Origin of the sequence: Pseudomonas sp. KBW05, assembly GCF_003852405.1 — a bacterium.
Lineage (GTDB): Bacteria > Pseudomonadota > Gammaproteobacteria > Pseudomonadales > Pseudomonadaceae > Aquipseudomonas.
In genome coordinates this window covers 59,845-86,189 of the sequence record NZ_QAJM01000004.1, presented here as the reverse complement: position 1 = coordinate 86,189, position 26,345 = coordinate 59,845, and the positions used below count along the sequence as shown (strand labels likewise).

Genomic DNA, 26,345 nt, shown 5'->3' with positions numbered 1-26,345 from the left:
CCCGCTCCCACAATTGGATCTTCATAAGTACTTGCAAACTTCATCCGGCACACAGATGCCGAATTAGAACAATAACAATGAAAGGTACTTCCCATGCCTAGCGAACCGACTGGATCTTCCGTCGACTTCGAAAAAGTCGATTCCCAATACTTCCAACAACGCGAACTTAAAAAAGGCGCCGCCGGCTGGGTGCTATTAGTGGGCCTTGGTGTTGCCTACGTCATCTCCGGCGACTACGCCGGCTGGAACTTCGGCCTGGCCCAAGGCGGCTGGGGCGGCATGTTCCTCGCCACATTGCTGATGGCCACCATGTACCTGTGCATGTGCTTTTCCCTGGCCGAGCTGTCCTCCATGATCCCCACTGCCGGCGGTGGCTACGGCTTCGCCCGCAGCGCCTTTGGCCCTTGGGGCGGGTTCCTTACCGGCACCGCGATCCTGATCGAATACGCCATCGCCCCCGCCGCCATTGCGGTGTTTATCGGCGCGTATTGTGAGTCGCTGTTCGGCATTGGCGGCTGGATGATTTACCTGGCGTTCTACATCATCTTTATCGGTATCCACATCTTTGGCGTCGGCGAAGCCTTGAAGCTGATGTTTGTGATTACCGCCGTCGCCGCGATTGCCCTGGGCGTGTTCCTGGTGGCGATGGTGCCGCACTTCAATGTCGCCAACCTGTTGGACATTCCGGTCACCGAAGCCAAGGGCGCCAGCACCTTCCTGCCCTTCGGCTACGTGGGTGTGTGGGCGGCGATTCCGTATGCGATCTGGTTTTTCCTCGCCGTTGAAGGCGTGCCGTTGGCGGCTGAAGAAACCAAGAACCCAAAACGCGACCTGCCGCGCGGCTTGATTGGCGCCATTGTGGTGCTGACCAGTTTCGCCCTGCTGATCCTGGTGATTGCCCCGGGCGGCGCGGGCACCTACGCGCTGGTCAAATCCGGCAACCCGCTGGTTGAAGCGCTGGCACTGTCCTACGGCGGTTCGACGTGGATGGGCAGTTTCGTCAACCTGGTCGGCCTGGCCGGCTTGATCGCCAGCTTTTTCTCGATTATCTACGCCTATTCGCGGCAGATCTTTGCCCTGTCCCGGGCCGGCTATCTGCCGCGCAAACTGTCGCAGACCAACAAGAGCAAAGCCCCGGTACTGGCGCTGGTGATCCCCGGCATCATCGGTTTTGGCCTGTCGCTGACCGGCCAGGGCGATTTGCTGATCCTGGTGGCGGTGTTTGGCGCGACCATTTCCTACGTACTGATGATGGCCGCGCACATCACCTTGCGCATCCGTCGCCCCAAAATGGACCGTCCGTACCGCACACCCGGCGGCATCTTCACCTCCGGCGTGGCCTTGGTCCTGGCCTGCGTGGCCGTGGTGGCGGGCTTCCTGGTGGATCCGCGCGTGGTTATTGGCGCCGCGATCATCTATGGAGTATTAATTGCTTACTTTGCTTTCTACAGCCGGCATCACTTGGTAGCAGGCACGCCCGAAGAGGAATTCGCGGCGATCCAGGCCGCAGAAGCCGCCTTGCACTAACTGCCGTAAACCTCGACGCGGGCGGCTGCCCGCGTCGTCAAGGAGACACTGTATGGCAAGCTTTTCCCACGCGGTGGGTACACAAACCTACCGCTTCGACAGCCTGAAAGACGTGATGGCCAAGGCCAGCCCCGCACGTTCCGGGGATTTCCTCGCCGGCGTGGCCGCGCAGAACGACGGCGAGCGGGTGGCGGCGCAAATGGCGCTGGCCAATATCCCGCTGAAACACTTCCTCGAAGAAGCGCTGATTCCTTATGAAAGCGATGAAGTCACCCGGCTGATCATCGACACCCACGACAAGCAGGCGTTTGCCGTGGTCAGCCACCTGACCGTCGGCGGCCTGCGCGACTGGCTGCTCAGTGACGCAGCCGACGAACACAGCCTACGCGCGCTGGCGCCAGGGCTGACACCGGAGATGGCCGCCGCCGTCTCCAAGATCATGCGTGTGCAGGACCTGGTGCTGGTGGCGCAGAAGATCCGCGTGGTCACCCAGTTCCGCGGCACCATGGGCCTGCGCGGGCGTTTATCCACACGGCTGCAACCGAACCATCCCACAGACGAACCAGCCGGTATCGCCGCGAGCATTCTCGACGGCCTGCTCTACGGCAACGGCGACGCCATGATCGGCATCAACCCGGCCACCGACAGCATCGCCTCGATCTGCGCGATGCTGGAGATGCTCGACGCGATCATCCAGCGCTACGAGATCCCGACCCAGGCCTGCGTGCTGACCCACGTCACCACCTCGATCGAAGCGATCAACCGTGGCGTACCGCTGGACCTGGTGTTTCAGTCGATTGCGGGCACCGAGGCGGCCAACGCCAGTTTCGGCATCAACCTCAACGTGCTGCAGGAAGGTTACGACGCCGGCCTGAGCCTGAATCGCGGCACCCTGGGCCAGAACCTGATGTATTTCGAAACCGGTCAAGGCAGCGCCTTGTCGGCCAATGCGCACTTTGGTGTCGACCAGCAAACCTGCGAAACCCGCGCATATGCAGTCGCGCGGCACTTCAAGCCGTTCCTGGTGAACACCGTGGTCGGTTTTATCGGCCCCGAGTACCTGTACAACGGCAAACAGATCATCCGCGCCGGCCTCGAAGACCACTTCTGCGGCAAGTTGCTGGGCGTGCCGATGGGTTGCGACATCTGCTACACCAACCACGCCGAAGCCGACCAGGACGACATGGACACCCTGCTGACCCTGCTCGGCGTGGCCGGGATCAACTTCATCATGGGCATCCCCGGCTCCGACGACATCATGCTCAACTACCAGACCACCTCGTTCCACGACGCCTTGTATGCCCGGCAAACCTTGGGTTTAAAGCCGGCGCCGGAATTTGAACAGTGGCTGGCGAAAATGGGCATCTTCACGCAAGCCGACGGCAAGGTGCGCTTCGGCAACAGCCTGCCCCCGGCGTTTCGCCAAGCCTTGGCGCAATTGGGATGAAGGAGCCGCCCGTGCAACTCGACCTACCAGAGAACCCGTGGCTGGAGCTGCGCCGCCTGACCCCGGCGCGCATTGCCCTGGGCCGTACCGGCACCAGCATTCCCACCAATGCCCAACTCGACTTCCAGTTCGCCCACGCCCAGGCGCGCGACGCCGTGCACCTGCCCTTCGACCATACCGGCCTCAGCGGCCAGTTGGCCGAGCGCGGCCGTGACAGCCTGCTGCTGCACAGCGCTGCAACGGACCGGCACAGCTACCTGCAACGCCCGGACCTGGGGCGGCGCTTGAGCGATGAGTCGGCACAGGCGCTGCGCGAACATGCAGCCGCCAATCCCGGCGGCGTGGACCTGGCGGTGGTGGTAGCCGATGGCCTGTCCGCGCTGGCCGTGCATAAACACACACTGCCGTTTCTGACACGCATGGAAGAACAGACCCACGCCGAAGGCTGGTCGTTGTCGCCCGTCATCCTGGTCGAACAAGGCCGCGTGGCCGTGGCCGATGAGATTGGCCAACTGCTCGGCGCGAAGATGGTGGTGATTCTGATCGGCGAGCGGCCGGGGCTCAGTTCACCGGACAGCCTGGGGCTGTATTTCACCTATAACCCCAAGGTTGGCCTCACCGATGCGTATCGCAATTGCATCTCCAACGTCCGCCTGGAAGGCCTGAGCTACGGCATGGCCGCCCATCGCCTGCTTTACTTGATGCGAGAGGCGTGTCGCCGGCAGCTGTCGGGGGTCAATCTCAAGGATGAGGCGCAAGTTCAGACCATCGAATCGGATGATCCAGACCTGATGAAAGGTAATTTCCTGCTCAGTTCACCGGATGACTAATCGCTGCACGATTGCGCTTTTTCACGCCATTAGGCAGCATCGAGTCACGGCCGCTTGTGTGGTCATACCCCATTTGGAAGTTGAGGCCTGGCATGCGGATTACTCAAGCGACCCTGGAACACCTGGACCTGTTGACCCCATTATTCGTCAAATACCGCGAATTCTATGGGGCGTTGCCCTTCCCGGATTCGTCGCGGGCCTTCCTCGAAAAACGCCTGCGGCGCAAGGAGTCGGTGATTTACCTGGCCCTGGCCGATGACGATGACAAAAAGCTGCTGGGGTTTTGCCAGCTGTATCCGAGCTTTTCGTCGCTGTCGCTCAAGCGCGTGTGGATTCTCAACGACATCTATGTGGCCGAAGACGCTCGCCGGCAATTGGTGGCGGATAATCTGATGCGTACGGCGAAGAAAATGGCCAAGGAAACCCACGCGGTGCGGCTGCGGGTGTCCACCAGCAGTGACAACGAAGTGGCGCAGAAGACGTATGAGTCGATTGGCTTTCGTGAAGACACGGAGTTCAAGAACTACGTGCTGCCGATCAGCGAAGACTGAAGCCCCCAACACCACAAATCCCCTGTGGGAGCGGGCTTGCTCGCGAATGCGGTGGTTCAGTTCCAGATGTGCTGACTGACACACCGCTTTCGCGAGCAAGCCCGCTCCCACATTTTGGATCCGTGTATATCCTTACAAATCGCGACATCCCCCGCTACAAAACCAACAGGCTTTTCACCTCTCGATCCGTATAATGCGGACCTCTCAAGGATGTAAGAATCGCGACATATACTTGTAGCCTTCCTTACCCAAGCTTCCGCACTGGCCTGCTGAGCCGAGCCATTCACACAGGTGCCATCCATGGATTTCAACCCGCTCGACCTTATCCTGCATCTCGACGTCTACCTCGACATGCTGGTAACCAATTACGGTCCGTGGATCTACGCCATTCTGTTCCTTGTCATCTTTTGCGAAACCGGCCTGGTGATCATGCCGTTCCTGCCGGGTGATTCGTTGCTGTTTATTGCTGGCGCCGTGGCGGCCGGCGGTGGCATGGACCCGGTCTTGCTCGGCGGCCTGCTGATGCTGGCGGCGATACTCGGCGACAGCACCAACTATGTGATCGGGCGAACAGCCGGAGAACGCTTGTTCAGCAACCCGAACTCGAAAATCTTCCGTCGCGACTACCTGCAAAAAACCCACGATTTCTACGACAAGCACGGCGGCAAAACCGTGACCCTGGCGCGCTTCCTGCCGATCCTGCGCACGTTTGCGCCGTTCGTCGCCGGCATCGCCCGAATGCCTTACCCGCGCTTCTTCGGTTTCAGTGTGCTGGGCACCATCCTCTGGGTCGGCGGCCTGGTGACCCTGGGCTACTTCTTCGGCAACGTGCCGTTTATCAAGAAAAACCTCTCGCTGCTGGTGGTGTTTATCATCCTGCTGTCGCTGGTGCCGATGATCATTGGCGTGTTCCGCAGCCGCTTTGGCCGCACCTCCTCCGAAGCCAAGCCGCAGTAACTGGCTATGTGGTCCCTCAGCGCCTGGCGTCGCCGGCGCCTGCTGGCCAAGCACCCGATTGCCGATGACACCTGGCAACGGGTGCGCCAGCACCTGACCTTCCTCGACGGCATCAGTGCCGAGCAGGATCAGTGGCTGCGCGAAGCTTGCGTGGTCTTCCTCACCGAAAAACACCTCACCGCCCTCCCCGGCGTCGAACTGCACCAGGAACAACGCCTGCTGCTGGCCGCCCAGGCGCAACTGCCCTTGATGAACCTGGGTGACCTCGACTGGTACCAGGGCTTCCACGAAATCGTGCTGTATCCCGACGATTTCCTCAGCCCCCAGCGCCATCGCGACAGCAGCGGCATCGAACACGAATGGGACGGCGAACACAGCGGCGAAGCCTGGCAACAGGGCCCGGTGATCCTCGCCTGGCCCGGCGTGCTGGCCAGCGGCAACTGGGAAGGCTACAACCTAGTCATCCACGAACTGGCGCACAAACTCGACATGCTCAACGGCGACGCCAATGGCCTGCCGCCATTGCACCACGACATGCGCGTACAAGAGTGGGCCAGCGTGATGCAAGGCGCCTACGACGACCTCAATCGTCAACTGGACGCCAACCCGGATGTCGAAACCGAGATCGACCCCTACGCCGCCGAAAACCCGGCGGAGTTCTTTGCCGTCACCAGCGAATACTTTTTCAGCGCCCCGGATTTACTGGCCAATAGTTATCCACAGGTGTACGCCCAGCTCAGCCGCTTTTATCGCCAGGATCCCCTGGCCCGCCTGCACCAACTGCAAGCCAGCGACCCGCGTTATCAGCCGCAAGGCGAATGACCGTACGACGTCTGGCGCATGGCATCGGCGCCAGAATGTGCCTATAATCGCCGCCACTTTTAGGCCAATCCGGCCAAGTTTCTTGGCCAATTAACGGGGGCAACGCCCAATGAGCTACAGCAAGATTCCGGCTGGCAAAGACCTGCCGAACGACATCTACGTCGCCATCGAGATTCCGGCCAACCACGCGCCGATCAAATACGAAATCGACAAAGACAGCGACTGCCTGTTCGTTGACCGTTTCATGGCCACCCCGATGTTCTACCCGGCCAACTACGGTTTCATCCCTAACACCCTGGCTGACGACGGTGACCCCCTCGACGTGCTGGTCGTAACCCCTTACCCGGTGACCCCTGGCTCGGTTATCCGCGCGCGTCCAGTGGGCATCCTGAACATGACCGACGACGGCGGCGGCGATGCCAAAGTTATCGCAGTGCCACACGACAAGCTGTCCCAGCTGTACGTGGACGTGAAGGAATACACCGACCTGCCGCCACTGCTGCTGGAACAGATCAAGCACTTCTTCGAGAACTACAAAGACCTCGAAAAAGGCAAATGGGTGAAGATCGACGGTTGGGGCAACGCAGACGCCGCCCGCGCCGAGATCATGAAGTCGGTTGCCGCCTACAAAGGCTGATAACCGCGCCTCATGGCGACAGCAATAAAAGAAAGCCCCGATTATTCGGGGCTTTTTTGTGCGCGACATTAAACACGAAGTTCAACAAAGAGCAACTAACGTTTAACAATACAAGAATTCTGAAAAATCAAACCACAACTAAGCAAAAGCCTACACGCGCAAATCAACGCTTAGTTTATTTGATTAGTTTTCCCCGCCAGTAAACTCTGCGTTTATGAATACATCAGGTGATCGTTTAAAAGCGCTGTTACGGGAAGTTCATCTTTCCGCCTCCGACTTCGCCAAGAACCGTGGCGTCACGCCTCAACACGTGAACAACTGGTTCAAGCGCGGCGTCCCCATGGGCCGACTCAACGAGATCGCAGAACTGCTCTGCGTCTCCAGTCGCTGGCTGAACTCCGGCCTTGGCCCCAAACACCCACCGGCCAACTTTCTGTTGGACGGCCCCACTGCAAGGAATGCACTGCCCACCCGCGAAGACAGCGGCAAATACCTTACAGGCCCAGCCTGCGCCCCGGAAAAAATCGACGTGGAGATCCCCCTCCACCCCACCTTCACCTCCACCGAGCGCATCCGCGTCTCCCTGCACACCCTCGAAACCCTTGCCGTGAATCCCGATCGCGCGGTCGGCGCCTACATGACCGACAACAGCATGATCGACATTATCCAGCAAGGCTCCACTCTCGCTGTTGACCGCGGTCGCACCCAAATCATCGATGGCGAAATCTATGCCGTCGAACATGACGGCATGCTGCGTATCAAATACCTCTACAACCGCCCCGGCGGCGGCCTGCGCATGCGTAGCCACAACGCCGGCGAACATCCCGACGAATACCTCACCTACGAGCAACGGTTCGAACAAAACTTCCAGATCGTGGGCTGGGTATTCTGGTGGTCCACCCTCAACAACCGCCGCCCACCCGTGCCGCTGGATGAACACCTGTTGGGCTGGGAAGGCTCTAAATCGGAACCGGAGGTGGGCATTTGAGGTGAATGTGGGTATCATGCGCCGCACATTTGGCAGGGGATGGCTTAAGGCTATTCACCCTGCTCGGCGATGCGGAGGAGTTCCCGCTGATGCCCCTACTATTCAGCCAGACGCAATGTTGGCTGAGCGATTTGAAGGCTGTTGAGGTTTGTCAAAAACAAGCTGAAGCAGTCAGCGAGAAGCCGGCCACAAGCCGGCTTTTTAATGCCCGTAAGAAAGTCATAGTGACCTGAGCGTCAATCATCGGTAACTCGCCCTCGTTCAAAGAAAACCTAACGCAGCCTTCGCGGCAACGCCGAGCGAACCAACGGAATCTCCCGCCCCAAATTGTCTCTTTTGAGTTGACAGTAAGACACGCGACAGCTGGTTTATCACCCGCAGCCAACCCATTAATCTGTGCCCATGTTGAACGCAACACCCAACCAACCTAAACAAAAAAGGATTCAACCATGAGCACTCAAACCTACAACCGCTTGAACAAAGACGACGCCATCGTACTGCTGGTCGACCACCAAACCGGCCTGATTTCCCTGGTGCAGGACTTCTCGCCCAACGAGTTCAAGAACAACGTGCTCGCCCTGGCAGACCTGGCCAAGTTCTTCGACCTGCCAACCATCCTCACCACCAGCTTCGAGCAAGGCCCCAACGGCCCGCTGGTGCCGGAGCTGAAAGAGATGTTCCCGGACGCGCCGTACATCGCCCGCCCTGGCCAGATCAACGCCTGGGACAACGAAGACTTCGTCAAGGCGATCAAGGCCACCGGCCGCAAGCAGATCATCATTGCCGGGGTGGTCACCGATGTGTGCGTCGCGTTCCCGACCCTGTCGGCACTGGCGGAAGGCTTTGATGTGTTCGTGGTTACCGATGCGTCGGGCACCTTCAACACCACGGTGCAGCAGGCCGCATGGAGCCGCATGACCCAGGCCGGCGCGCAGATGATGAACTGGTTCTCGGTGGCCTGTGAGCTGCACCGCGACTGGCGCAACGATATCGAAGGCCTGGGCAACCTGCTGTCCCAGCGCATTCCGAACTATCGCAACTTGATGAATGGTTACTCAGCGCTGACGGCGCGCAAGGACTAAACCAAACGATTGAACCGCCAGGCCTGCCCTAGAAAGCAGGCTTTGGTGGTTGGTGGGCCAACGGTGCAAAACGGTTCTATCGCCGCCGCCATTCGTAGACCCTATTTGAGTGGATCAATCGTTCAGCAGGCTGCTGCACAACTAGAAAGCTGATAGATATCAACCTATCGTCAGCGCAAGCGTGCAGGAATAACGCGCTCCGTTATTTGTGCAAGCGGTGCTTGCACAAATGCCGCCCTTGACTCTCCCCTATACAGCACCCCCTACCCTGAATCCCCCCATTCAGGACACCCCACCATGCCCCACCGCATCCTGGTCATCCTCGGCCACCCCGCCACCACCAGCTTTTGCGCCGCCCTCGCCGATACCTACACCCGCAGTGCAAAAAGCGCCGGCCATGAGGTGCGTGTGCTGCGCCTGGGCGAGCTGGATTTCGACCCGATCCTGCACAACGGCTACGCCCAGATCCAAGCCCTGGAGCCCGACCTGCTCAGCGCCCAGGCCGATATCCTCTGGGCCACTCACCTGACCTTCGTGTTCCCGATCTGGTGGGGCGGCATTCCGGCGTTGTTGAAAGGCTTTATCGACCGTATTTTCCTACCCGGATTTGCCTTTAAATACCGTGCAGGCAAGGCATTCCCCGACAAGCTCTTGCAAGGCCGAACCGCACATTTGTTGGTGGCCCTGGACACGCCGCCATGGTATTACCGCTGGTTCTACCGCATGCCGGGCGTGCATCAGATGCGCAAGACCACCCTGGCGTTTTGCGGCATCAAGCCGACCCAAACGTTACTCTTCGGGCCGGTATTGGGATCGACACCCGCACAACGGGAAAAATGGCTGCAACAGGCCGGCGCACTCGTGGGAAAAGGGAGTTTTCATGTACATCGGCAAAGCCGCGCAACTGTCAGGCACGACCATCAAGGCGATTCGTCACTATGAGGCGATTGGCCTGTTGCCAGCACCCCAACGGGAGGGCCAGTACCGGGTCTATTCCGAGCAGAGTGTCGAGTTGTTGATGTTTATCAAGTGCGCCCAACAGCTGGGATTCAAGCTCAAGGAGTTGCAGGAAATTCTCCACGACGACCCAGGAAATACGCTTGCACAGCAACGCGCAGCACAGGCGATTGCGCGGAAAAAACACGAGTTGGTCACGCAGATTGAAGCCCAGCAAAAGGTACTGGCCGGCTTGCTGGCCTTTGAGGCCAGCCTGGACGGTGCGCAAGGGCAGTGCCAGTTCGAACGCCTGGTTGAAACTGGCCGCCCATCACGGTCTTAGTTGAGCACGTCGCCCCACTTGCGTTGCACTTCACGTTCGTGGGCCACGCTGATGCGGGTCAGCGCGTCCACCCAGGCCACTGCGCCGTTGTTGGCCTCACGCAGCAGCGCCATGATGTCGTCCATCTCGAAATCGCCCGGCTCAGTGGCGCTGGTGTGCTCGTCGAGCATTTTCCTGACCAGTTCATTGAGCTGCTGCTTGCTCGCCACTTTGGTCATGATCAGCAACATGGGCATCACGTCATCATCGACGTTGAAGGCGCTGGCGGGGTTGTGCTCTTCGTAGCAACTCAGAATGACGCCGAAACCGTTGAGGAAGGTTTCCAGAATCTTCTCTTGGCTGCGCACGACCTCGGGCACCTTGTGGAAGGAAAACCCATACATCAGGGCCAGTACAAAAAAGACCTGATCCTCGACTTTCTTGTCGGGGAAGCCGATCAGTTTTTCGGCTTTGGGCAGCAGCGCGTCAAGGAAGCCGATAGGCAACTGCCAGATGAACTCGGCCTCCGGGTCGTCGTGCAGCTCTTGCTGGAGCTCCTGCAAAATCGAGCGCAGGGTCTCGATCGGTTTTTGCCCCGGGCGCACCTCGGGCTCGTCGTCCATCAGCAGGTCGTCGAGGTCGGCGTGATAGCCACGGTTCACCGGCGTAATGTCGGGCAGCGCGGCGACGCGTTCGGCTTCGCCGACCAGTAGTTTGTCGAGGAGCTTGTTGCGGTTTTCCAGCACGAAGCGCACGAAGGTTTCTTCCTTGAGTGCCAGGCGCACCACGCCCGGCAGGAAGGCATAAATGAACCCGCCAAGCTTCTCAACGTTCGCGTCATCACGCAAAGCAGCGAGGGACGCCTCACCGGTTTTTTCCTTGAGGAACGGCAAGATCTTCGGCTTGTTTTGCTCGATCGCCACGGCGACGTAGCCCAGCAGTTTGTCCTTGGCACCGGCTTTTTTCTGTTGCTCGGCGGGGCTCTGTACGTCGGTATCTGCGATGACCGCCAGGGCGAAGATTTCTTCGGCTTGCACAGGCTCAGGCGCCGCACTGACGGGCAACGGGATGTCATCGGCCGAGGCCTGACGCGCATCAACCAACGCTTGGTCGATCAGTGAGAAAAACTCGCCCAACTCCTTTTCGCCGACCTGGGTGAAGGAGCCGACCTTACGCGCATTGATGTAAAGGTCGCGCTTCTCCACCGACAGCCCTTCCAGGTGGCGCCAGAAAAACAGGCGCGGCGCTTCAAACACCATTTTCAGCGCCAGCTTGCTCTCGCCCATCAACACGCCTTCCTTGGCGCCGCCGAACAGGGTGTCGTCGATCAGCACCAGCACTTCGTCTTCACGCATATTGGCGCCGTAGGACTCCAGCGCCGCGTGCAGTTTTTTCTGCGGGATGTGCGGGCGCACGTAGACGCGCTCCAGGCCCAGGCGCTCGGCCAGGTTGACCGTCATTTGCACCACGGCGTCGACTTGCGCAGCGCTCAATTCCTGGCTGCCGGCTGCCTTGGCCTCAGCGCGTTTGACCGAGGCCGGTGGCTGATCGGTGGACTGGCTGCGCATCCACTCCAGCACCAACGTGAAACATTGGTTGAGGTCGGCCTTGTCCGGCATGTTGAAGGCAATCGCCTGACGCTTGTTGAGGAAGAGTTTGCTGCCCTGAATCTCCAGGGATTGCACTTCACTGTAGGAATAGCTGACCGCGTCGCTGAAGGTTTCGCGGATCGCCAGGCAGTCATGCCCGATCAGGCAGCCGTCCTTGCCGCTGCCGAACATGGTGTCGTCGATCAACACCACCACGTCGCTGGGGTCCAGCGTCAAATCGTACGCCGCCAGGGCATTACTCAGCAGCTTCTTGGGAATATTCGGCGCGACATGCACACGCCCCGAGCTTGAGTATTTTTTGGCCTGCAAGAACGCCAACAACGACATATCCCTATCTCCTCAAACGCGCTTTTTTTGCCTGCACTGTCCACGGGGGGCTGCAGGTCGTGACGCAGAATAGCACTAGGCCATTACTGTGATAACCGCCTCAGCCACACGTTGGAGTCGCGAACCGACGTTCTTGCGACAATTTCTCATTAGCACTACCATCCCTTCCCCCACCCCCAGAGCGGCGCTTCGTGCCATGTCCGACGACCCCGGCAACCGCAACCTCGGCCCGCTCTATCGCCGTCACCGCAGTGAACTGCTGGCCTACCTCACCCGCCGGGTGAACTGCCGCGAAACCGCCAACGACCTGCTGCAAGACGCGTTTATCCGCCTGATGAACAGCGAAGTCGCCAAGATCGGCAACGTGCGCGCCTTCCTCTACCGGATCGCCAACAACCTGAGCATCGACCACGCGCGCCGCAACCGCGTACGCGGCATGCGCGACGAACAGGACTTGCAGGACCTGGCCAGCGACGCCGACCCGCAAGGCAGCGCGATCGCCGGAAATACCCTGGAGCATTTGCAGCGCCTGATCGATGGGCTACCCTCGCCCACCCGTGAAGTGTTTCTGCTGGCCCGGGTCGAACAACTGAGCTACAAGGAAATCGCCATTCGCCTGGGCCTGGATGCCCGTGCGGTCGAGCGGCATTTGAACAAGGCCATGGCCCATTGCGCGGCGGTCCTGCAAGGCAACGAGTCCCGATGAATAATCACCCTGCACCCTCGCCGTCCGAACGTGATCAGCAAGCGCTGGATTGGTGGACGTGCCTGCGCAGCGAAAACGTCAGCGCCGAGCAGCGCAACGACTACGAACTGTGGCGTGCGGACCCGCTGAATGCCAATGCCTACCAGAATGTGGAAATGCTCTGGCGCCTGCTGGAGCAACCGGCCCACGCAGTACGCCGCAGCGAACGACGCCGGCCGCGGCCACGACGCACGCTGTATGCCGCCGCTGCCTGCGTGTTGCTGGCCTTCGCCACGCTGATGCTGGCGACCCCGCCGCTAAACACCTGGGGCAGCGACTACGCCACGGCCACCGGGCAGCAGCAGGACATCGCCCTGGCCGACGGTTCGCAGGTGCACCTGGACAGCGACAGCGCCGTCGATATCACCCTCAACAACGATGAACGCCGCGTGCACCTGTTGCGCGGGCGGGCGTTCTTCGACGTAAGCCACGATGGCCGGCCGTTCGTGGTGCAAACCGGCAATACGCGGGTGCGCGTGCTGGGCACGGCGTTTGCGGTCAGCCATGGCGCGAGCGAGGACGAAGTCACGCTGCTGCGCGGCCGGGTCGAAGTGATGGGCGGCGGGCAACATCAGGTGCTGCAACCGGGCGAACAACTCAAGGTCATCGAGGGCCAGGTGCAAGCGCCGCAAGCCGTCGATGCCGAGCGCCTGCTGGCCTGGCGCGACGGCCAACTGCGCGTGCGCAATGCACCGTTGCGCGAGGTGCTGGAGGAGTTGATGCGCTACCAGGGCGGCCGCGTGATCTGGCTCGACGAACAGGTCGGGCAGCGGCCCATCAGCGCCAGTTTCAACTTGAACCAGGTCGACAGCGCCCTCGACGCGTTGATCAGCACCCAAAAATTGCGCACCACCGCTCTGACCCGTCGCGTGCTGATCGTGCGCGGTTGATCGCCACGCAAAAATTATTTTCACCTCCCACGGTAATTCGGCTGCCTGCTGCGTCTTACCCCGCACTTAGGAAGCATTATCATTTGTAGTCCGGGGAGGATGTATGTCGTATTCACAGGTCACGGGGTTCAACTACTTACCGCTGGCGGTCGCTTTGATGGCGGCCGGCTTGCCACTGTCCTACGTTAATGCCGCCGCGCCGGTGACAAGCGAAGTGAGCAGCCAGCAATTGACGTTCAATATCGCCGCGCAATCGCTCACCGACGCGCTGGACCAGTTCGCCCAGCAAAGCGGCTACCAAGTGCTGTACGACTCCGCCCAAGCCAATGGCCTGCGTTCCGCTGAACTGCACGGCGAACATACGCCGCAGCAAGCGCTGGCCATCCTCACCGGCGGCACCCACGCCCGCTACAGCCAACCGAACTCTGGCAGTTTCGTGATTGATATCCCGGCCAACGCGGGCGACACCCTGCAATTGTCGCCGGTGAGCATTTCCGGCAAGGCGCCCGGTTCCACCACCGAAGGCACTGGTTCCTACACCACGCAGTCGTCCAGCAGCTCCAACCGCCTGAACATCGCGCTCAAGGAAACTCCGCAGTCCGTCACGGTGATTACCCAACAGCGCATCGCCGACCAGAAACTCTCGAACCTGACGGACGCGATGGAGGCCACCTCCGGCATTACCGTGGTGCGCGAAGGCCAGGGCGCGGACTCCGACGCCTATTACTCGCGCGGTTTCGCCATCAGCAACTTCGAGATCGACGGCGTGCCGACCTCGTCGCGCATGGACAACTACACCCAGAACACTGCGATGTACGACCGCGTCGAAGTGGTGCGCGGCGCCACCGGCCTGATCAGCGGCATGGGCCAACCGTCGGCCACCATCAACCTGATCCGCAAGCGCCCCACTGCCACGCCCCAGGCCAGCATCAGCGGCGAAGCCGGCAGTTGGGACCGCTACGGCACCTCGGTGGACGTCTCCGGGCCGCTCACCGACGCTGGCAACATCCGTGGCCGCATGGTGCTGGACTACAAGAACCAGCACTCCTGGGTCGATCGTTACAAGCAGGACACCAACCTGGTCTACGGCATCAGCGAATTCGACCTCAGCGACAGCACCCTGCTGACCCTCGGTTTCAGCTACCAGACCGTGCACACCAACGCGCCGCCGCGCAGCGGTTTCCCACTGTTCGACAGCGCTGGCGGGCGTACGGATTTCAAACGGTCCTACAACACCGCTACCGATTGGTCGTTCTACGATCACGCCCAGACCAGCTACTTCGCGTCCCTGGAGCAGCAGTTCGATAACGGTTGGAGCGCCAAGCTCGACTTCACCCGCACCGAGAACAAATACGATTCGGCCATCGACTTTCTCTCCGGCAACCCCGACCCGGTCACCGGCCTGGGCGGCGTGGTGATCCCCAACAAATTCCAGGGCAACCCCAAGCAGAACGCGATTGACGCCTATGTCACCGGCCCGTTCGAATTCCTCGGGCGCGAGCATGAATTGATCGCCGGGATGCAGCTCTCGCAAATCCGCAACACCAACGCCCCGGACTACGGCGGCTGGATGCGCGCCTGGACCGGCTACGACGGCGCCATCGGGCCGATCTACGACTGGGACGGCAGCGCGCCCAAGCCCGACTTCGAAAAAAAGGGCAAGGAAGACTTCAAGGAAAACCAATACTCGGCCTACCTCACCTCGCGCTGGCACCTCAATGACGCCACCAGCCTGATCCTGGGCGGGCGTCTGATCAACTGGAAGCAAACTGACGACGTCACCTACAGCGCCGCAGGCTACGACGACATCCACCTCGACCGCGAAGAAAACGGCGTGTTCATCCCCTATGGCGGCCTGGTCTACGACCTCAGCGACCGCTGGTCGGTGTACGGCAGCTACACCAAGATCTTCAGCCCGCAAAGCGACCAGACGGTCAGCGGCTCCTACCTGGCGCCGCTGGAAGGCACCGGCTATGAGCTGGGCATCAAGGGCAGCTTCAATGACGACACGCTGAACACCAACCTGGCGTTGTTCCGCCTGGAGCAAGACAACCTCTCACAGCCCGACGGCAACAAGCTGACGCCTACATTGTTCCAGGCCTACAAAGCCGTGCAAGGCACCACCACCCAGGGCGTGGAGCTGGAACTCAACGGCGAACTGGCCCCGGGCTGGAACGCCGCCGGCGGCTACACCTACAGCGTCAGCACCGACGCCGATGACCAACGCATCGCCACGCAAATCCCCCGCCACAGCGTGAAACTGTTCACCACCTACCGCCTGTCCGGCCCGCTGGACAAACTGACCGTCGGCGGCGGCTTCAACTGGCAGAGCAAAACCGGCTTCGACCTGAGCTACTACACCCAGGAAAGCTACGCCGTGGCCAACCTGATGGCGCGCTACGAAATCACGCCAAACCTGTCGGCGTCGGTGAACCTCAACAATGTGTTCGACAAGGAGTACTTCACCACCACCAGCGCCGGGGTTTATGGAGCGCCGCGCAATGTGATGACGGGGTTCAAGTACGATTTCTGATATAGGCCAGAAAGATTCGTGAGCCGAATAGAGGAATTNNAATTCCTCTATTCGGCTCACGCCCCTGCCCTGGCTCCCCGCTCATTTACCCGCTTATTTGCCCAGCATCCCCATGTCTGCTAGTGTCGCGCCGGTTTACCGTCTACCGGAATAGCCGCCATGGCCCGCAAAAAAGTTGCACTCGATTTCGAACAATCCCTCGCCGACCTGCAAACTCTGGTCGAGCGTCTGGAGAACGGCGAGTTGTCGCTGGAAGACTCGTTGACAGCGTTTGAGCAAGGCATCGGCCTGACCCGCGACTGCCAGAGCGCCTTGGCGCAGGCCGAGCAGAAGGTCCAGGTGCTGCTGGAACGTGACGGGGAGTTGGCCGAAGAACCCTTCGATGCGGAACAGCCGGAATGATCGACGCGTATCAGGCCAGTAGCCAAGCCCGGGTCAATGCGGCGCTGGAGCCCTTGTTTGTTGCGCCAAGCCCCGAACTCAAGCGTCTGTATGAAGCCATGCGCTACAGCGTGATGAATGGCGGCAAGCGTGTGCGCCCGTTGCTGGCGTATGCCGCATGCGAAGCCCTCGGCGCACCGGCCGAGCAGGCCAATGGCGCGGCCTGTGCGGTGGAGTTGATCCACGCCTATTCCCTGGTACATGACGATTTGCCGGCCATGGACGATGACGATCTGCGTCGCGGCCAGCCGACCACCCATAAAGCCTTTGACGAAGCCTGTGCGATTCTCGCCGGTGACGGCCTGCAAAGCCTGGCGTTCAGCGCCCTGCTGGACCCGACGCTGAGCAGTGTCAACGCCGAGATCCGCTTGCGCATGGTCACCGCCCTGGCCGTCGCCGCTGGCCCCGCCGGGATGGTCGGCGGTCAAGCCATCGACCTCGGTTCGGTCGGCCAGAAGCTGGATCAACAGGCCCTGGAATACATGCACCGCCACAAGACCGGCGCACTGATCGAAGCCGCCGTGCACCTCGGCGCCCTGGCCAGTGGCCGCGCTGAGGCCGAACAGCTGGCGGCGCTGAAGACGTATTCCCGCGCCATCGGCCTGGCGTTCCAGGTGCAGGACGACATCCTCGACGTCGAAAGTGACACCGCCACCCTGGGCAAACGCCAGGGCGCCGACATCGCACGGGACAAACCGACTTATCCGGCATTGCTCGGGCTTGAAGCCGCCAAGGCCTATGCCCTGGAACTGCGCGACCTGGCCCTGGACGCCCTGCGACCTTTCGACGCGGCGGCCGAGCCACTGCGCGACCTGGCGCGGTATATCGTCGAACGCCGGCACTGATCAGGGCGGCCATTGCAGCCGCATATCAGCCAAGTTCGGCGCTCTGCGTGGGCAGTTTGCGATGCTTGAGGTAAACTGCCGCCTCTTCTTATACCTATAACGATTCGCCTGATGCCCACGACGTTTCAAGAGATTCCCCGCAAGCGCCCGTCCACGCCCCTGCTCGACCGTGCTGCCACGCCGGCCGGCCTGCGTCGTCTGGGTGAAGCCGAGCTGGAAACCCTGGCCGATGAGTTGCGCCTGGAATTGCTCTACACGGTCGGCCAGACCGGTGGGCATTTCGGTGCCGGCCTGGGCGTCATAGAGCTGACTATCGCCCTGCATTACGTCTTCGACACCCCGGACGACCGGCTGGTGTGGGACGTGGGCCATCAGGCGTATCCGCATAAAATCCTCACCGGCCGCCGTGAACAAATGGGCAGCCTGCGCCAGAAGGACGGCATTGCCGCCTTCCCGCGTCGCTCCGAGAGCGAGTACGACACCTTTGGCGTCGGCCACTCCAGCACCTCCATCAGCGCCGCGCTGGGCATGGCCATCGCCGCCCGCCTGCAAGGCAGTGATCGCAAGGCGATTGCGGTGATCGGCGATGGCGCGCTGACCGCCGGCATGGCCTTCGAAGCGCTGAACCATGCGCCGGAAGTGGACGCCAACATGTTGGTGATCCTCAACGACAACGACATGTCGATCTCGCGCAACGTCGGGGGCCTGTCCAATTACCTGGCCAAGATCCTCTCCAGCCGCACCTACGCCAGCATGCGTGAAGGCAGCAAGAAGGTGCTCTCGCGTCTGCCTGGCGCGTGGGAAATTGCCCGGCGTACCGAAGAATATGCCAAGGGCATGCTGGTGCCCGGCACCCTGTTCGAAGAGCTGGGCTGGAACTACATCGGCCCGATCGACGGCCACGACCTGCCCACCCTGATCGCCACGCTGCGCAACATGCGTGACCTCAAGGGCCCGCAGTTCCTGCACATCGTCACCAAAAAAGGCAAAGGCTTCGCCCCGGCGGAAGTCGACCCGATTGGCTACCACGCCATCACCAAGCTGGAACCCGTGGACGCCCCCGCCGCCGCGCCGAAAAAGGCCAGCGGACCGAAGTATTCCGGTGTGTTCGGCGAATGGCTGTGCGACATGGCCGCCGCCGACCCGCGCCTGGTGGGCATTACCCCGGCGATGAAGGAAGGCTCCGACCTGGTGGCGTTCAGCGAGCGTTTCCCGCTGCGTTACTTCGACGTGGCGATTGCCGAACAACATGCGGTCACGTTCGCGGCGGGCATGGCCTGTGAAGGCGCCAAGCCGGTAGTGGCGATCTACTCCACCTTCCTGCAACGCGGCTACGACCAGTTGGTGCATGACGTCGCGGTACAGAACCTCGACGTCCTGTTCGCCATCGACCGTGCAGGCCTGGTGGGCGAAGACGGCCCGACTCACGCCGGCAGCTTCGACCTGTCCTACCTGCGCTGCATCCCCGGCATGCTGGTGATGACACCGAGTGACGAAAACGAACTGCGCAAGATGCTCAGCACCGGCCACCTGTACAACGGCCCGGCCGCCGTGCGCTACCCGCGCGGCAATGGCCCGAATGCGGTGATCGAGAAGGACCTGGAGCCTATCGAGATCGGCAAGGGCATCGTGCGCCGCCAAGGCAGCAAGACCGCCTTCCTGGTGTTTGGCGTACAACTGGCCGAAGCCTTGAAAGTCGCCGAGAAGCTCGACGCCACCGTGGTCGATATGCGCTTCGTCAAACCGCTGGATGAAGCCCTCGTACGCGAAATCGCCGCCGGCCACGAGCTGCTGGTGACGGTCGAAGAAAACGCCATCATGGGTGGTGCGGGCGCGGCAGTCAGCGAATTCCTGGCGCGGGAGAACATCCTCAAGTCGGTGTTGCACCTGGGCTTGCCGGATGTGTACGTCGAACACGCCAAGCCGGCGCAGATGCTGGCGGAATGCGGGCTGGATGAAGCCGGGATTGAAGCGTCGGTCCGCGAGCGCATGGCGCTGCTGGGCCTGTAACCCAATCCCCCGGCAGAAACCGGATCTAAAATGTGGGAGCGGGCTTGCTCGCGAAGACGGAGTGTCAGTCACTGGAGTTGTCGACTGACCCACCGCCTTCGCGAGCAAGCCCGCTCCCACATTTGTTTTGTGTCGCCTTCAAACTCTATGGACAGACCATGAAACGCCTGCACCTCGCCCTGCTGCTTCTACCCGCCCCCGAACTGCTCGCCGACACCCTCGACCAAGCCCTGAACCTCCCCGACGTTGTCATAAGCGCCAACCGCCAGGTCCAGGCGCGCAACGACAGCAGCGCCGCCAACACAGTTTTCACCCGCGACGACATCGACCGTCTGCAGCCCACCAGCCTTACGGACCTGCTCAGCCGTGTGCCTGGCGTGCAAATCGCCCCCACCGGCGGGCGTGGCAGTTTGCCCGGGGTTTATATTCGCGGCACAAAATCCGCCCAGAGCCTGGTGCTGGTGGACGGTCAGCGCATCGCCAACACCACCTCCGGCGACAGCGGCCTGCAATACCTGAATGTCGATCAGATCGAACGGGTGGAAGTCTTGCGCGGCTCACGCTCGGTGATCTACGGCAGCGACGCGATTGGCGGGGTGATCCAGGTCTTCACCCGGCGCAATGCCGAGCAAGGTGTACAGCCGCGCTTGAAGCTGGGCTTTGGCAGCAACCAGACCTGGGAGCGCAGCCTCGGGCTGTCCGGGGGTGATGAACGCACGCGGTTCAACCTGGGCGCGAGCCTGGATGAAACGGCGGGCATCAACTCGACACATACGTCATTCCCCAGCGATGGCGACCATGATGCCTATCGCAACCAGTCCATCAGCTTGAACCTCAGCCACGCCTTCAGCGATGAGTTGGCGGTGGGCTTCAACCTGCTGGATAGCCGTGGCAAGTCCGAATACGACAACAGCTTCGGCCGCTATGACTTCGCCAGCGGGCAAAGCGTTGGGCAAAAACCCTACACCGACTACACCGTGAGCAGCGCCAGCGGCTATATCGATGCGAGCCTCAGTAAGCGCTGGCAATCGCGCCTGGAACTGGGCCACAGCGAGAACCGCGACACCAAGCGCGACACCCTCAGCGATGAGTTCAGCGTGTTCAACACCTACCGCGACTCGGTCAACTGGCAGAACGACCTGACCCTGAACGAGCAGAACAGCCTGATACTCGGTGCAGACTGGTACGAAGACCGTTTCCATGGCTCCACCACTTTTACCGAAAACAGCCGCTGGAATCGCGCCGCGTTTGTGCAGCATCGCTTCCACGGCGCGTGGTTCTCGACGGAGTTGGGCCTGCGCCGTGACCAGAACCAGCAGTTCGGCGGGCAGAACAGCTGGAGCGGCACCCTGACCTTGCCGCTCAACCCCGATAACGACCTTCTGCTGAGCTACAGCGAGGGCTTTCGCGCGCCGACCTTCAACGACCTGTATTACCCGGACACGAAGTACAGCAACCCCAACCTGCAGCCCGAAACCTCGAAGAGCTATGAGCTGCAATGGCGTAGCCAATTGAGCGACAGCACGCGGCTGGAAGCCTCGCTGTACCGCACCGACCTGCGCGATGCGATCATCCTCGACAGCGCCAGCAAGCCGCAAAACGTCGCGTCGGCACGTATCAATGGTTTTGAGGCCGCGCTCAAGCAAGAGCTGTTTGGCTGGCAAGGCAACCTTGGGCTATCGCTTATCGACCCGCGTGACCGCGACAGCGGCCACACCTTGGCCCGTCGGGCACGACGTACGTTGAGCCTGGACCTGGACCGGCAGTTCGACCGGCTGGGCGTGGGCGCCAGCTGGCAGGCAATCAGCGGCAGCTATGACGCGCAGGACAACACACAGCGCCTGGGCGGCTATGCGCTGCTGGGGTTGCGCAGCAGTTGGGCATTGAATCGGGAAGTGGCGTTGTCGCTGAAGGTCGATAACCTATTGGACAAGTCGTTTGCGCGGGCGATGTACAGCTATGACGATATGGACTTCAAGAACAATCAGGCTTATCGGGAAGAAGGTCGGGTATGGATGGTTGGGGTGACCTGGACACCTGAGATTTGATCGGCGCCTGTACTGGCCTCTTCGCGAGCAAGCCCGCTCCCACATTTTGAAAGTATTCGCAAATCAAAGTGTGGGAGCGGGCTTGCTCGCGAAAGCGGTCTCACAGGTCAGGCGATATCACCTGACACAACCGCGCCACCGCCTCCACCATCTGCCCACTGGGCCGCTCCAGCCCTTTATCCGGCACCAACCGCACGCGCGCGGCCATGTTTGGCCAGACACGCCAGGCATCCTTCTGCGCCTGATCGCCCACCAGAATCACCTCGGGATCACGCTGCAACACCGACTCGATGCTCACCTGTGGCGCGGGCAATATGAGGTCATCAAACACATTACGTGCGCCGCAAACGCTTAGCGCATCGCTGATGATCTGCCCGCCACCCACGGTGTACAGCGGCTGGTTCCACACTTGATAAAACACCCGCAGCGGCTCATCCCGATGGTAGCGCTGGCGCAGTTCGCCCAAGCGCTGGCGCAACTGCGCGGCCAGTTGGCTACCGGCATCGGCACGGCCCAACCGATCTGCAATGGCCTGGACCTGGCTGGCGAGCTGTTCAAGGCTGTGAGGTTCGGCGACATAGACCGGGATATTCAAGCGCCGCAACTGCTCACGCTGAGCCGGGCCGACGCTGCCGGGCCAGAGCAGGATCAGGTCGGGCTTGAGGCTGAGCAGGCCCTCGATGTTCAACTGACCGTAGTGCCCGACCGACGGCAGCGTCGCCAGGGCTGGTGGGCGTTCGCCGCCATCGAGCACGCCCACCAGCAAGTCGGCAGCGCCCAGTTCAACCACGATTTCAGAAAGGGATGGCGCCAGGCTGACCACGCGTTCGGCCGCCAGCGCCTGGACGCTGCATGCCAGCAGCAGGAGCGCCAGCCAGCGATGCCTCATCCCAGTTGACGGGGGATGCGATACAGGTAGAACAGCACCAGGGTCGACAGCGCCAATAGAAACAACGGCACCGCTTCCAGGCCGACAAATACCGCCAGCGCACCGATCCAGGCAGGCACGGCGGCAATCAACAATGCGGTACGCCGACGGGCCGCCAGGGTGATCCAGGCGGCCGGTTCTTCAGGAGTATCGAGGGCTTTCGAGGTGGCGATCAGCGCGTGTTTATAGCCATGAAAATAGCGCAGGCTCAGAAACATCGAGGCCACGCCGGCGATAAAGAACGGCATGGCCAGCACGGGCAGCAAGGATTCGGCTTGGCCGAACACCAGGTTGATCACAAACAAGGGCAGCAGTGCCAGGGCCAGGTACTGCCACCAGTTGAAGGACAGTCGCCGTTTCACCTGGCCACGGGTCACGCGCGGTCAACCTCGCCCTGATGCTCGTTGCCCATCATGTGGTCGAGCTTGCTGGCCTTGGTGGCCAGGTAGAGTTTGTTGTGCGGGTTGTGCCCGGTGTGCAGCGGCACTCGCTCGGCGACGGTGATGCCCATCTCGGTCAAGGCTTTGACCTTGCGCGGGTTGTTGGTCATCAGGCGCAGGGATTTGACCCCCAGGTGTTCGAGCATCGGCAGGCAGATCGCGTAGTCGCGCTGGTCGGCGGCAAAACCCAGGCGCTCATTGGCCTCGACGGTATCGGCGCCGCCATCTTGCAGCTCGTAGGCGCGGATCTTGTTCATCAGGCCAATGCCACGGCCTTCCTGACGCAAGTACAGCAGCACACCACGGCCTTCACGGGCGATGGCGCGCATCGCCGCTTCCAGTTGCGAACCGCAGTCGCAACGCTGGCTGAACAGTGCATCACCGGTCAGGCACTCGGAATGCACGCGGCCCAGCACCGGAGCGCCGTCAGCGATATCGCCGAGGCTGAGCACGACGTGCTCGCGCCCGGTGGCTTCTTCAAGAAAGCCGTTCATGGTGAACGTGGCAAAAGGGGTAGGCAGCTTGGAAGCGGCGACGAAAACGACGGGCACCGTGTGCTCCTGATTTCAGTTTTTACAAAGGCGGCCATTGTAACAGCACGTTCCTACAGACGCTTAAGCTGAATTATCGCTGATAAAGATCAATAGGTTCGATTGGCCTTCATCCTGGTTCTATGCAGGTCAGAACGGATACGGCTGGTTCCAGCGCTCGAAGATCGCCTTCAGTTCGCCGCTTTTCACCAAGGTTGCGACGCGCTGGTCGTACACGGCCATCAACGCTCGCCCTCGTTCGGTATCGGCAAAACCGATATACAGCGGCAGCTCGGCAATATGGGTGAGCTGGAACTTCGAGGGGTCGCTGGACTGGGCAAGGACGTACTTCGCTTCGGTCAACGCATCGATATAGAAGTCGGCCCGACCGTGTTGCAGCATCGGCAGAATGCCATCGCGGCGTTCGATCTGGTTGAAGCGGCGCACGTTGGGCAAGTACTCCTCGTACTTGTAGCCACGCACCCAGGCCAGGCGGTAATTGCCCAGCGTGGCCACGGTCGGCGCCGGCGTGCCGGCCAGGCCGAGGGCGTAGATGTGATCGGAGTCGAAATTCCAGTGGGGGTAGAGCACGCCAGTGGCTTCGTCCCGGTAGGAGCCGACCCAGCCATCTACCTCGCCGCGCTGGGCCAGGCCTACCGAGCGGGTATACGGCACAGTACGGGTTTGCAGCTTGATGCCGGCCGGCTCGAACACTAGGCGCAGCACGTCCCAGGCCAGGCCGCTGCCATCGGCGTTGGTGTAGTCGTTCCAGGCTTCACTGGCCAGCATGACCTTGCCCGGCGCCTCATCGGCGTGCACCAGAGGTGTGAGGGCGCACAGCAGGATCAACAGCCAGTGGCGCACATCCATGGTGACAAGCTCCTACTCCGGAATGACTTTGTAGAGGGTAGCGCAGGTCGCCGACTTACGGCGCTTCGCGAAAGTGCTGATAGCCACGCACGGCCGGGGTGATGTCCTGGCCGTTGGCGTCCAGCAGCGTCACGCCCTGCCCCGCCTCGACCCGGCCGATCACGTGGATCGGCCAACCGTCCGCCAGCAGCGGCGCCAGTTCGCCAGGCGGCAGGGTGAACGCCAGCACGTAGTCGTCGCCCCCGCTCAAGGCCGCCACGCGCGCGTCGTCGTCACCGACAAACGCCAGCAGCGCCTGGGACAATGGCAACCGCTGGCGTTCGATCAACAGGCTGACAGCCGACGCCTTGGCGATATGCCCGCAATCGGCCAGCAACCCGTCGGAGATATCCATCGCCGAGGTCGCCTTGCCCCGCAACGCCAGCCCCAACGCCAACTGCGGTTGCGGCGACCAATAGTGCGCCAGCAACGGTTCGGCAATCGCCGCCTCGGCGCTGCGCTGGCCCAAGACCAATGGCAAGGCGCCAGCGGCATTGCCCAACTCGCCGCCCACACACAATAAGTCGCCCGGCTGCGCCCCGCTGCGCGTCAACGCTTGCCCGGCGGGCACCCGACCAAACACGGTCAGGGTCAGGCTCAGCGGGCCGCGTGTGGTGTCACCGCCGACCAGGCACACGCCGCAGCTTTGCGCCATGGCGTTCAAACCCTGGGCATAGCGTTGCAGCCAATCGGCATCGACCGTCGGGGTGGTAAGGGCAAGGGTGAATGCAAGGGGATGGGCGCCCATGGCGGCCAGGTCGCTCACGGCCACGGCCAACGAGCGCTGGCCGAGCAGGAACGGGTCGCAGGGGTCGGAAAAATGCACCCCGGCCACCAAGGTATCGGTGGAGATTGCCAACTGCTCCCCGGCGGGGAGCGCCAGCAAGGCGCAGTCGTCGCCGATCCCCAGGGCAATGCCTTCGCCGCCCTGCGCACAAGGCGCGGCGGCGAAGTATTTGCGGATCAGCTCAAACTCGCCCATTGCGAACTCAAGCGCAGGTTAGCGCTTGTACGCCTTCACTTCGGCTTCACGCAGGCGCGGGGCCAGCTTGTCGAGCACGCCGTTGACGAACTTGTGACCGTCGGTCGAACCGTAGACTTTCGCCAGCTCGATGCCTTCGTTGATCACTACGCGGTACGGCACGTCGACGCGGTACAGCAGTTCCCAGGCAGACAGGCGCATCACGCACAGTTCAACCGGGTCCAGCTCTTCGATGGTCAGGTCCAGGCAAGGTGCCAGGGCCGTGTCGATCTCGGTCAGGTGCGCATGCACACCGTGCAGGATGTCGTGGAAGTACGGCAGGTCGGCGAAGGTAAAATCGTTGTCGACGCGAAACTGCGCTTCGATTTCGTTCAGCGAAGTACCGGCCAGGTGGCGCTGATACAGTGCCTGGGTCGCCAACTGACGAGCAGCGCGACGCTTCTCGTTCTTCGATGGCTTGCCAGCGTCGGCCGGACGCTCGTCACGCGGGTTGAAACGATCGCTCTCGTCGGAAATCACTTGGCCTCCAACTGCGACAGCAGGCTAACCATTTCCAGGGCGGACAAGGCAGCTTCAGCGCCTTTGTTGCCGGCCTTGGTGCCGGAACGCTCGATGGCTTGCTCGATGGAATCAACGGTCAGTACGCCGAACGCGACGGGTACGCCGAACTCCATGGACACCTGGGCCAAGCCCTTGGTGCATTCGCCTGCCACGTATTCGAAGTGCGGGGTACCGCCACGAATGACCGCGCCCAGGGCGATGATCGCCGCGTACTCACCCTGCTGAGCAACTTTTTGCGCAACCAGTGGAATTTCGAAGGCGCCAGGCGCACGGATAATGGTGATGTCGCTCTCGCTCACACCGTGGCGAACCAGGGCGTCCACGGCACCGCTTACCAGGCTTTCAACCACGAAGCTGTTGAAGCGGCCAACTACCAGGGCGTAGCGGCCTTTGGGGGCGATGAAGGTACCTTCGATGGTCTTCAGGGTCATTCGACAAATCTCTTAA

At 61.4% G+C, this 26,345-nt stretch carries 26 protein-coding genes; 18 read left to right on the top strand and 8 right to left on the bottom strand.

Features of this window, described 5'->3' with window-relative positions:
• Positions 1 to 93 precede the first annotated feature (93 nt).
• From eat to DBR46_RS04135, 11 genes are all read left to right on the top strand, one after another.
• On the top strand, positions 94 to 1,527 hold the full coding sequence (eat, locus tag DBR46_RS04190) for an ethanolamine permease (protein ID WP_017735607.1): 1,434 nt from the start codon (positions 94 to 96) through the stop codon (positions 1,525 to 1,527).
• 52 nt (positions 1,528 to 1,579) lie between these two features.
• Positions 1,580 to 2,974: an ethanolamine ammonia-lyase subunit EutB gene (locus tag DBR46_RS04185; protein WP_124525118.1), complete on the top strand. Its 1,395-nt coding sequence runs from the start codon at positions 1,580 to 1,582 to the stop codon at positions 2,972 to 2,974.
• The gene (gene eutC, locus DBR46_RS04180; RefSeq protein ID WP_124525117.1) at positions 2,971 to 3,804 is read left to right on the top strand and encodes an ethanolamine ammonia-lyase subunit EutC; all 834 of its coding nucleotides are present in this window, start codon (positions 2,971 to 2,973) and stop codon (positions 3,802 to 3,804) included. The genes DBR46_RS04185 and eutC overlap by 4 nt, the downstream gene beginning before the upstream one ends.
• Positions 3,805 to 3,896: 92 nt before the next feature.
• A complete protein-coding gene (locus tag DBR46_RS04175; protein ID WP_017735604.1) occupies positions 3,897 to 4,355 on the top strand; it encodes an N-acetyltransferase in 459 nt (152 codons plus the stop codon).
• A 300-nt stretch (positions 4,356 to 4,655) separates the two neighbouring features.
• A complete protein-coding gene (locus DBR46_RS04170; protein WP_124525116.1) occupies positions 4,656 to 5,312 on the top strand; it encodes a DedA family protein in 657 nt (218 codons plus the stop codon).
• Positions 5,313 to 5,318: 6 nt separating this feature from the next.
• Positions 5,319 to 6,134, top strand: a complete 816-nt coding sequence (locus DBR46_RS04165; protein WP_124525115.1) for a zinc-dependent peptidase — start codon at positions 5,319 to 5,321, stop codon at positions 6,132 to 6,134.
• Positions 6,135 to 6,243: 109 nt separating this feature from the next.
• Positions 6,244 to 6,771 (top strand): inorganic diphosphatase, encoded by a 528-nt coding sequence (gene ppa / locus DBR46_RS04160; protein ID WP_003176323.1) that lies wholly within the window; start codon positions 6,244 to 6,246, stop codon positions 6,769 to 6,771.
• 214 nt (positions 6,772 to 6,985) lie between these two features.
• The gene (locus tag DBR46_RS04155) at positions 6,986 to 7,759 is read left to right on the top strand and encodes a S24 family peptidase (RefSeq protein ID WP_124525114.1); all 774 of its coding nucleotides are present in this window, start codon (positions 6,986 to 6,988) and stop codon (positions 7,757 to 7,759) included.
• Positions 7,760 to 8,208: 449 nt separating this feature from the next.
• Positions 8,209 to 8,841, top strand: coding sequence for an isochorismate family cysteine hydrolase YcaC (ycaC, locus tag DBR46_RS04145; protein WP_124525112.1), 633 nt, complete (start codon positions 8,209 to 8,211; stop codon positions 8,839 to 8,841).
• 297 nt (positions 8,842 to 9,138) lie between these two features.
• Positions 9,139 to 9,783, top strand: coding sequence for an NAD(P)H-dependent oxidoreductase (locus DBR46_RS04140; protein WP_124525111.1), 645 nt, complete (start codon positions 9,139 to 9,141; stop codon positions 9,781 to 9,783).
• Entirely contained in the window at positions 9,722 to 10,120 is a 399-nt protein-coding gene (locus DBR46_RS04135; RefSeq protein ID WP_124525110.1) for a MerR family transcriptional regulator, read from the top strand. Before DBR46_RS04140 ends, DBR46_RS04135 begins: the two co-directional genes overlap by 62 nt.
• Here the strand turns inward: DBR46_RS04135 and DBR46_RS04130 are convergent.
• The gene (locus tag DBR46_RS04130; protein WP_124525109.1) at positions 10,117 to 12,036 is read right to left on the bottom strand and encodes a hypothetical protein; all 1,920 of its coding nucleotides are present in this window, start codon (positions 12,034 to 12,036) and stop codon (positions 10,117 to 10,119) included. The two genes, DBR46_RS04135 and DBR46_RS04130, sit on opposite strands and share 4 nt — an antisense overlap.
• A gap of 196 nt (positions 12,037 to 12,232) precedes the next feature.
• Between DBR46_RS04130 and DBR46_RS04125 the strand changes: the two genes are divergently transcribed.
• The 7 genes from DBR46_RS04125 (at position 12,233) to DBR46_RS04095 (ending at position 21,548) form a co-directional block, all read left to right on the top strand.
• Positions 12,233 to 12,742: an RNA polymerase sigma factor gene (locus DBR46_RS04125; protein ID WP_124525108.1), complete on the top strand. Its 510-nt coding sequence runs from the start codon at positions 12,233 to 12,235 to the stop codon at positions 12,740 to 12,742.
• Complete coding sequence (locus DBR46_RS04120) at positions 12,739 to 13,671, top strand: FecR family protein (protein ID WP_124525107.1); 933 nt, start codon at positions 12,739 to 12,741, stop codon at positions 13,669 to 13,671. Before DBR46_RS04125 ends, DBR46_RS04120 begins: the two co-directional genes overlap by 4 nt.
• Before the next feature lie 103 nt (positions 13,672 to 13,774).
• Entirely contained in the window at positions 13,775 to 16,204 is a 2,430-nt protein-coding gene (locus tag DBR46_RS04115) for a TonB-dependent siderophore receptor (protein WP_124525106.1), read from the top strand.
• A gap of 159 nt (positions 16,205 to 16,363) precedes the next feature.
• Positions 16,364 to 16,606 (top strand): exodeoxyribonuclease VII small subunit, encoded by a 243-nt coding sequence (locus DBR46_RS04110; protein ID WP_003176346.1) that lies wholly within the window; start codon positions 16,364 to 16,366, stop codon positions 16,604 to 16,606.
• A complete protein-coding gene (gene ispA, locus DBR46_RS04105) occupies positions 16,603 to 17,490 on the top strand; it encodes a (2E,6E)-farnesyl diphosphate synthase (protein ID WP_124525105.1) in 888 nt (295 codons plus the stop codon). Before DBR46_RS04110 ends, ispA begins: the two co-directional genes overlap by 4 nt.
• A gap of 111 nt (positions 17,491 to 17,601) precedes the next feature.
• Entirely contained in the window at positions 17,602 to 19,500 is a 1,899-nt protein-coding gene (dxs, locus tag DBR46_RS04100; RefSeq protein ID WP_124525104.1) for a 1-deoxy-D-xylulose-5-phosphate synthase, read from the top strand.
• Between the two features lie 158 nt (positions 19,501 to 19,658).
• On the top strand, positions 19,659 to 21,548 hold the full coding sequence (locus DBR46_RS04095) for a TonB-dependent receptor (RefSeq protein WP_124525103.1): 1,890 nt from the start codon (positions 19,659 to 19,661) through the stop codon (positions 21,546 to 21,548).
• A gap of 100 nt (positions 21,549 to 21,648) precedes the next feature.
• Here DBR46_RS04095 and DBR46_RS04090 read toward each other — a convergent pair whose 3' ends face one another.
• From DBR46_RS04090 to ribE, 7 genes are all read right to left on the bottom strand, one after another.
• Positions 21,649 to 22,437, bottom strand: coding sequence for a cobalamin-binding protein (locus DBR46_RS04090; protein WP_124525102.1), 789 nt, complete (start codon positions 22,435 to 22,437; stop codon positions 21,649 to 21,651).
• Positions 22,434 to 22,853, bottom strand: a complete 420-nt coding sequence (locus tag DBR46_RS04085; protein WP_017736633.1) for a nuclear FMR1 interacting 1 family protein — start codon at positions 22,851 to 22,853, stop codon at positions 22,434 to 22,436. Before DBR46_RS04085 ends, DBR46_RS04090 begins: the two co-directional genes overlap by 4 nt.
• The gene (ribA, locus tag DBR46_RS04080) at positions 22,850 to 23,467 is read right to left on the bottom strand and encodes a GTP cyclohydrolase II (protein ID WP_016978544.1); all 618 of its coding nucleotides are present in this window, start codon (positions 23,465 to 23,467) and stop codon (positions 22,850 to 22,852) included. Before ribA ends, DBR46_RS04085 begins: the two co-directional genes overlap by 4 nt.
• Positions 23,468 to 23,596: 129 nt before the next feature.
• Positions 23,597 to 24,316: an ABC transporter substrate-binding protein gene (locus DBR46_RS04075; RefSeq protein ID WP_124525101.1), complete on the bottom strand. Its 720-nt coding sequence runs from the start codon at positions 24,314 to 24,316 to the stop codon at positions 23,597 to 23,599.
• Positions 24,317 to 24,371: 55 nt separating this feature from the next.
• Positions 24,372 to 25,337, bottom strand: coding sequence for a thiamine-phosphate kinase (gene thiL / locus DBR46_RS04070; protein WP_124525100.1), 966 nt, complete (start codon positions 25,335 to 25,337; stop codon positions 24,372 to 24,374).
• Positions 25,338 to 25,355: 18 nt separating this feature from the next.
• Positions 25,356 to 25,856: a transcription antitermination factor NusB gene (gene nusB / locus DBR46_RS04065; RefSeq protein ID WP_124525099.1), complete on the bottom strand. Its 501-nt coding sequence runs from the start codon at positions 25,854 to 25,856 to the stop codon at positions 25,356 to 25,358.
• Complete coding sequence (ribE, locus tag DBR46_RS04060; RefSeq protein WP_003176356.1) at positions 25,853 to 26,329, bottom strand: 6,7-dimethyl-8-ribityllumazine synthase; 477 nt, start codon at positions 26,327 to 26,329, stop codon at positions 25,853 to 25,855. Before ribE ends, nusB begins: the two co-directional genes overlap by 4 nt.
• Positions 26,330 to 26,345: the final 16 nt, after the last annotated feature.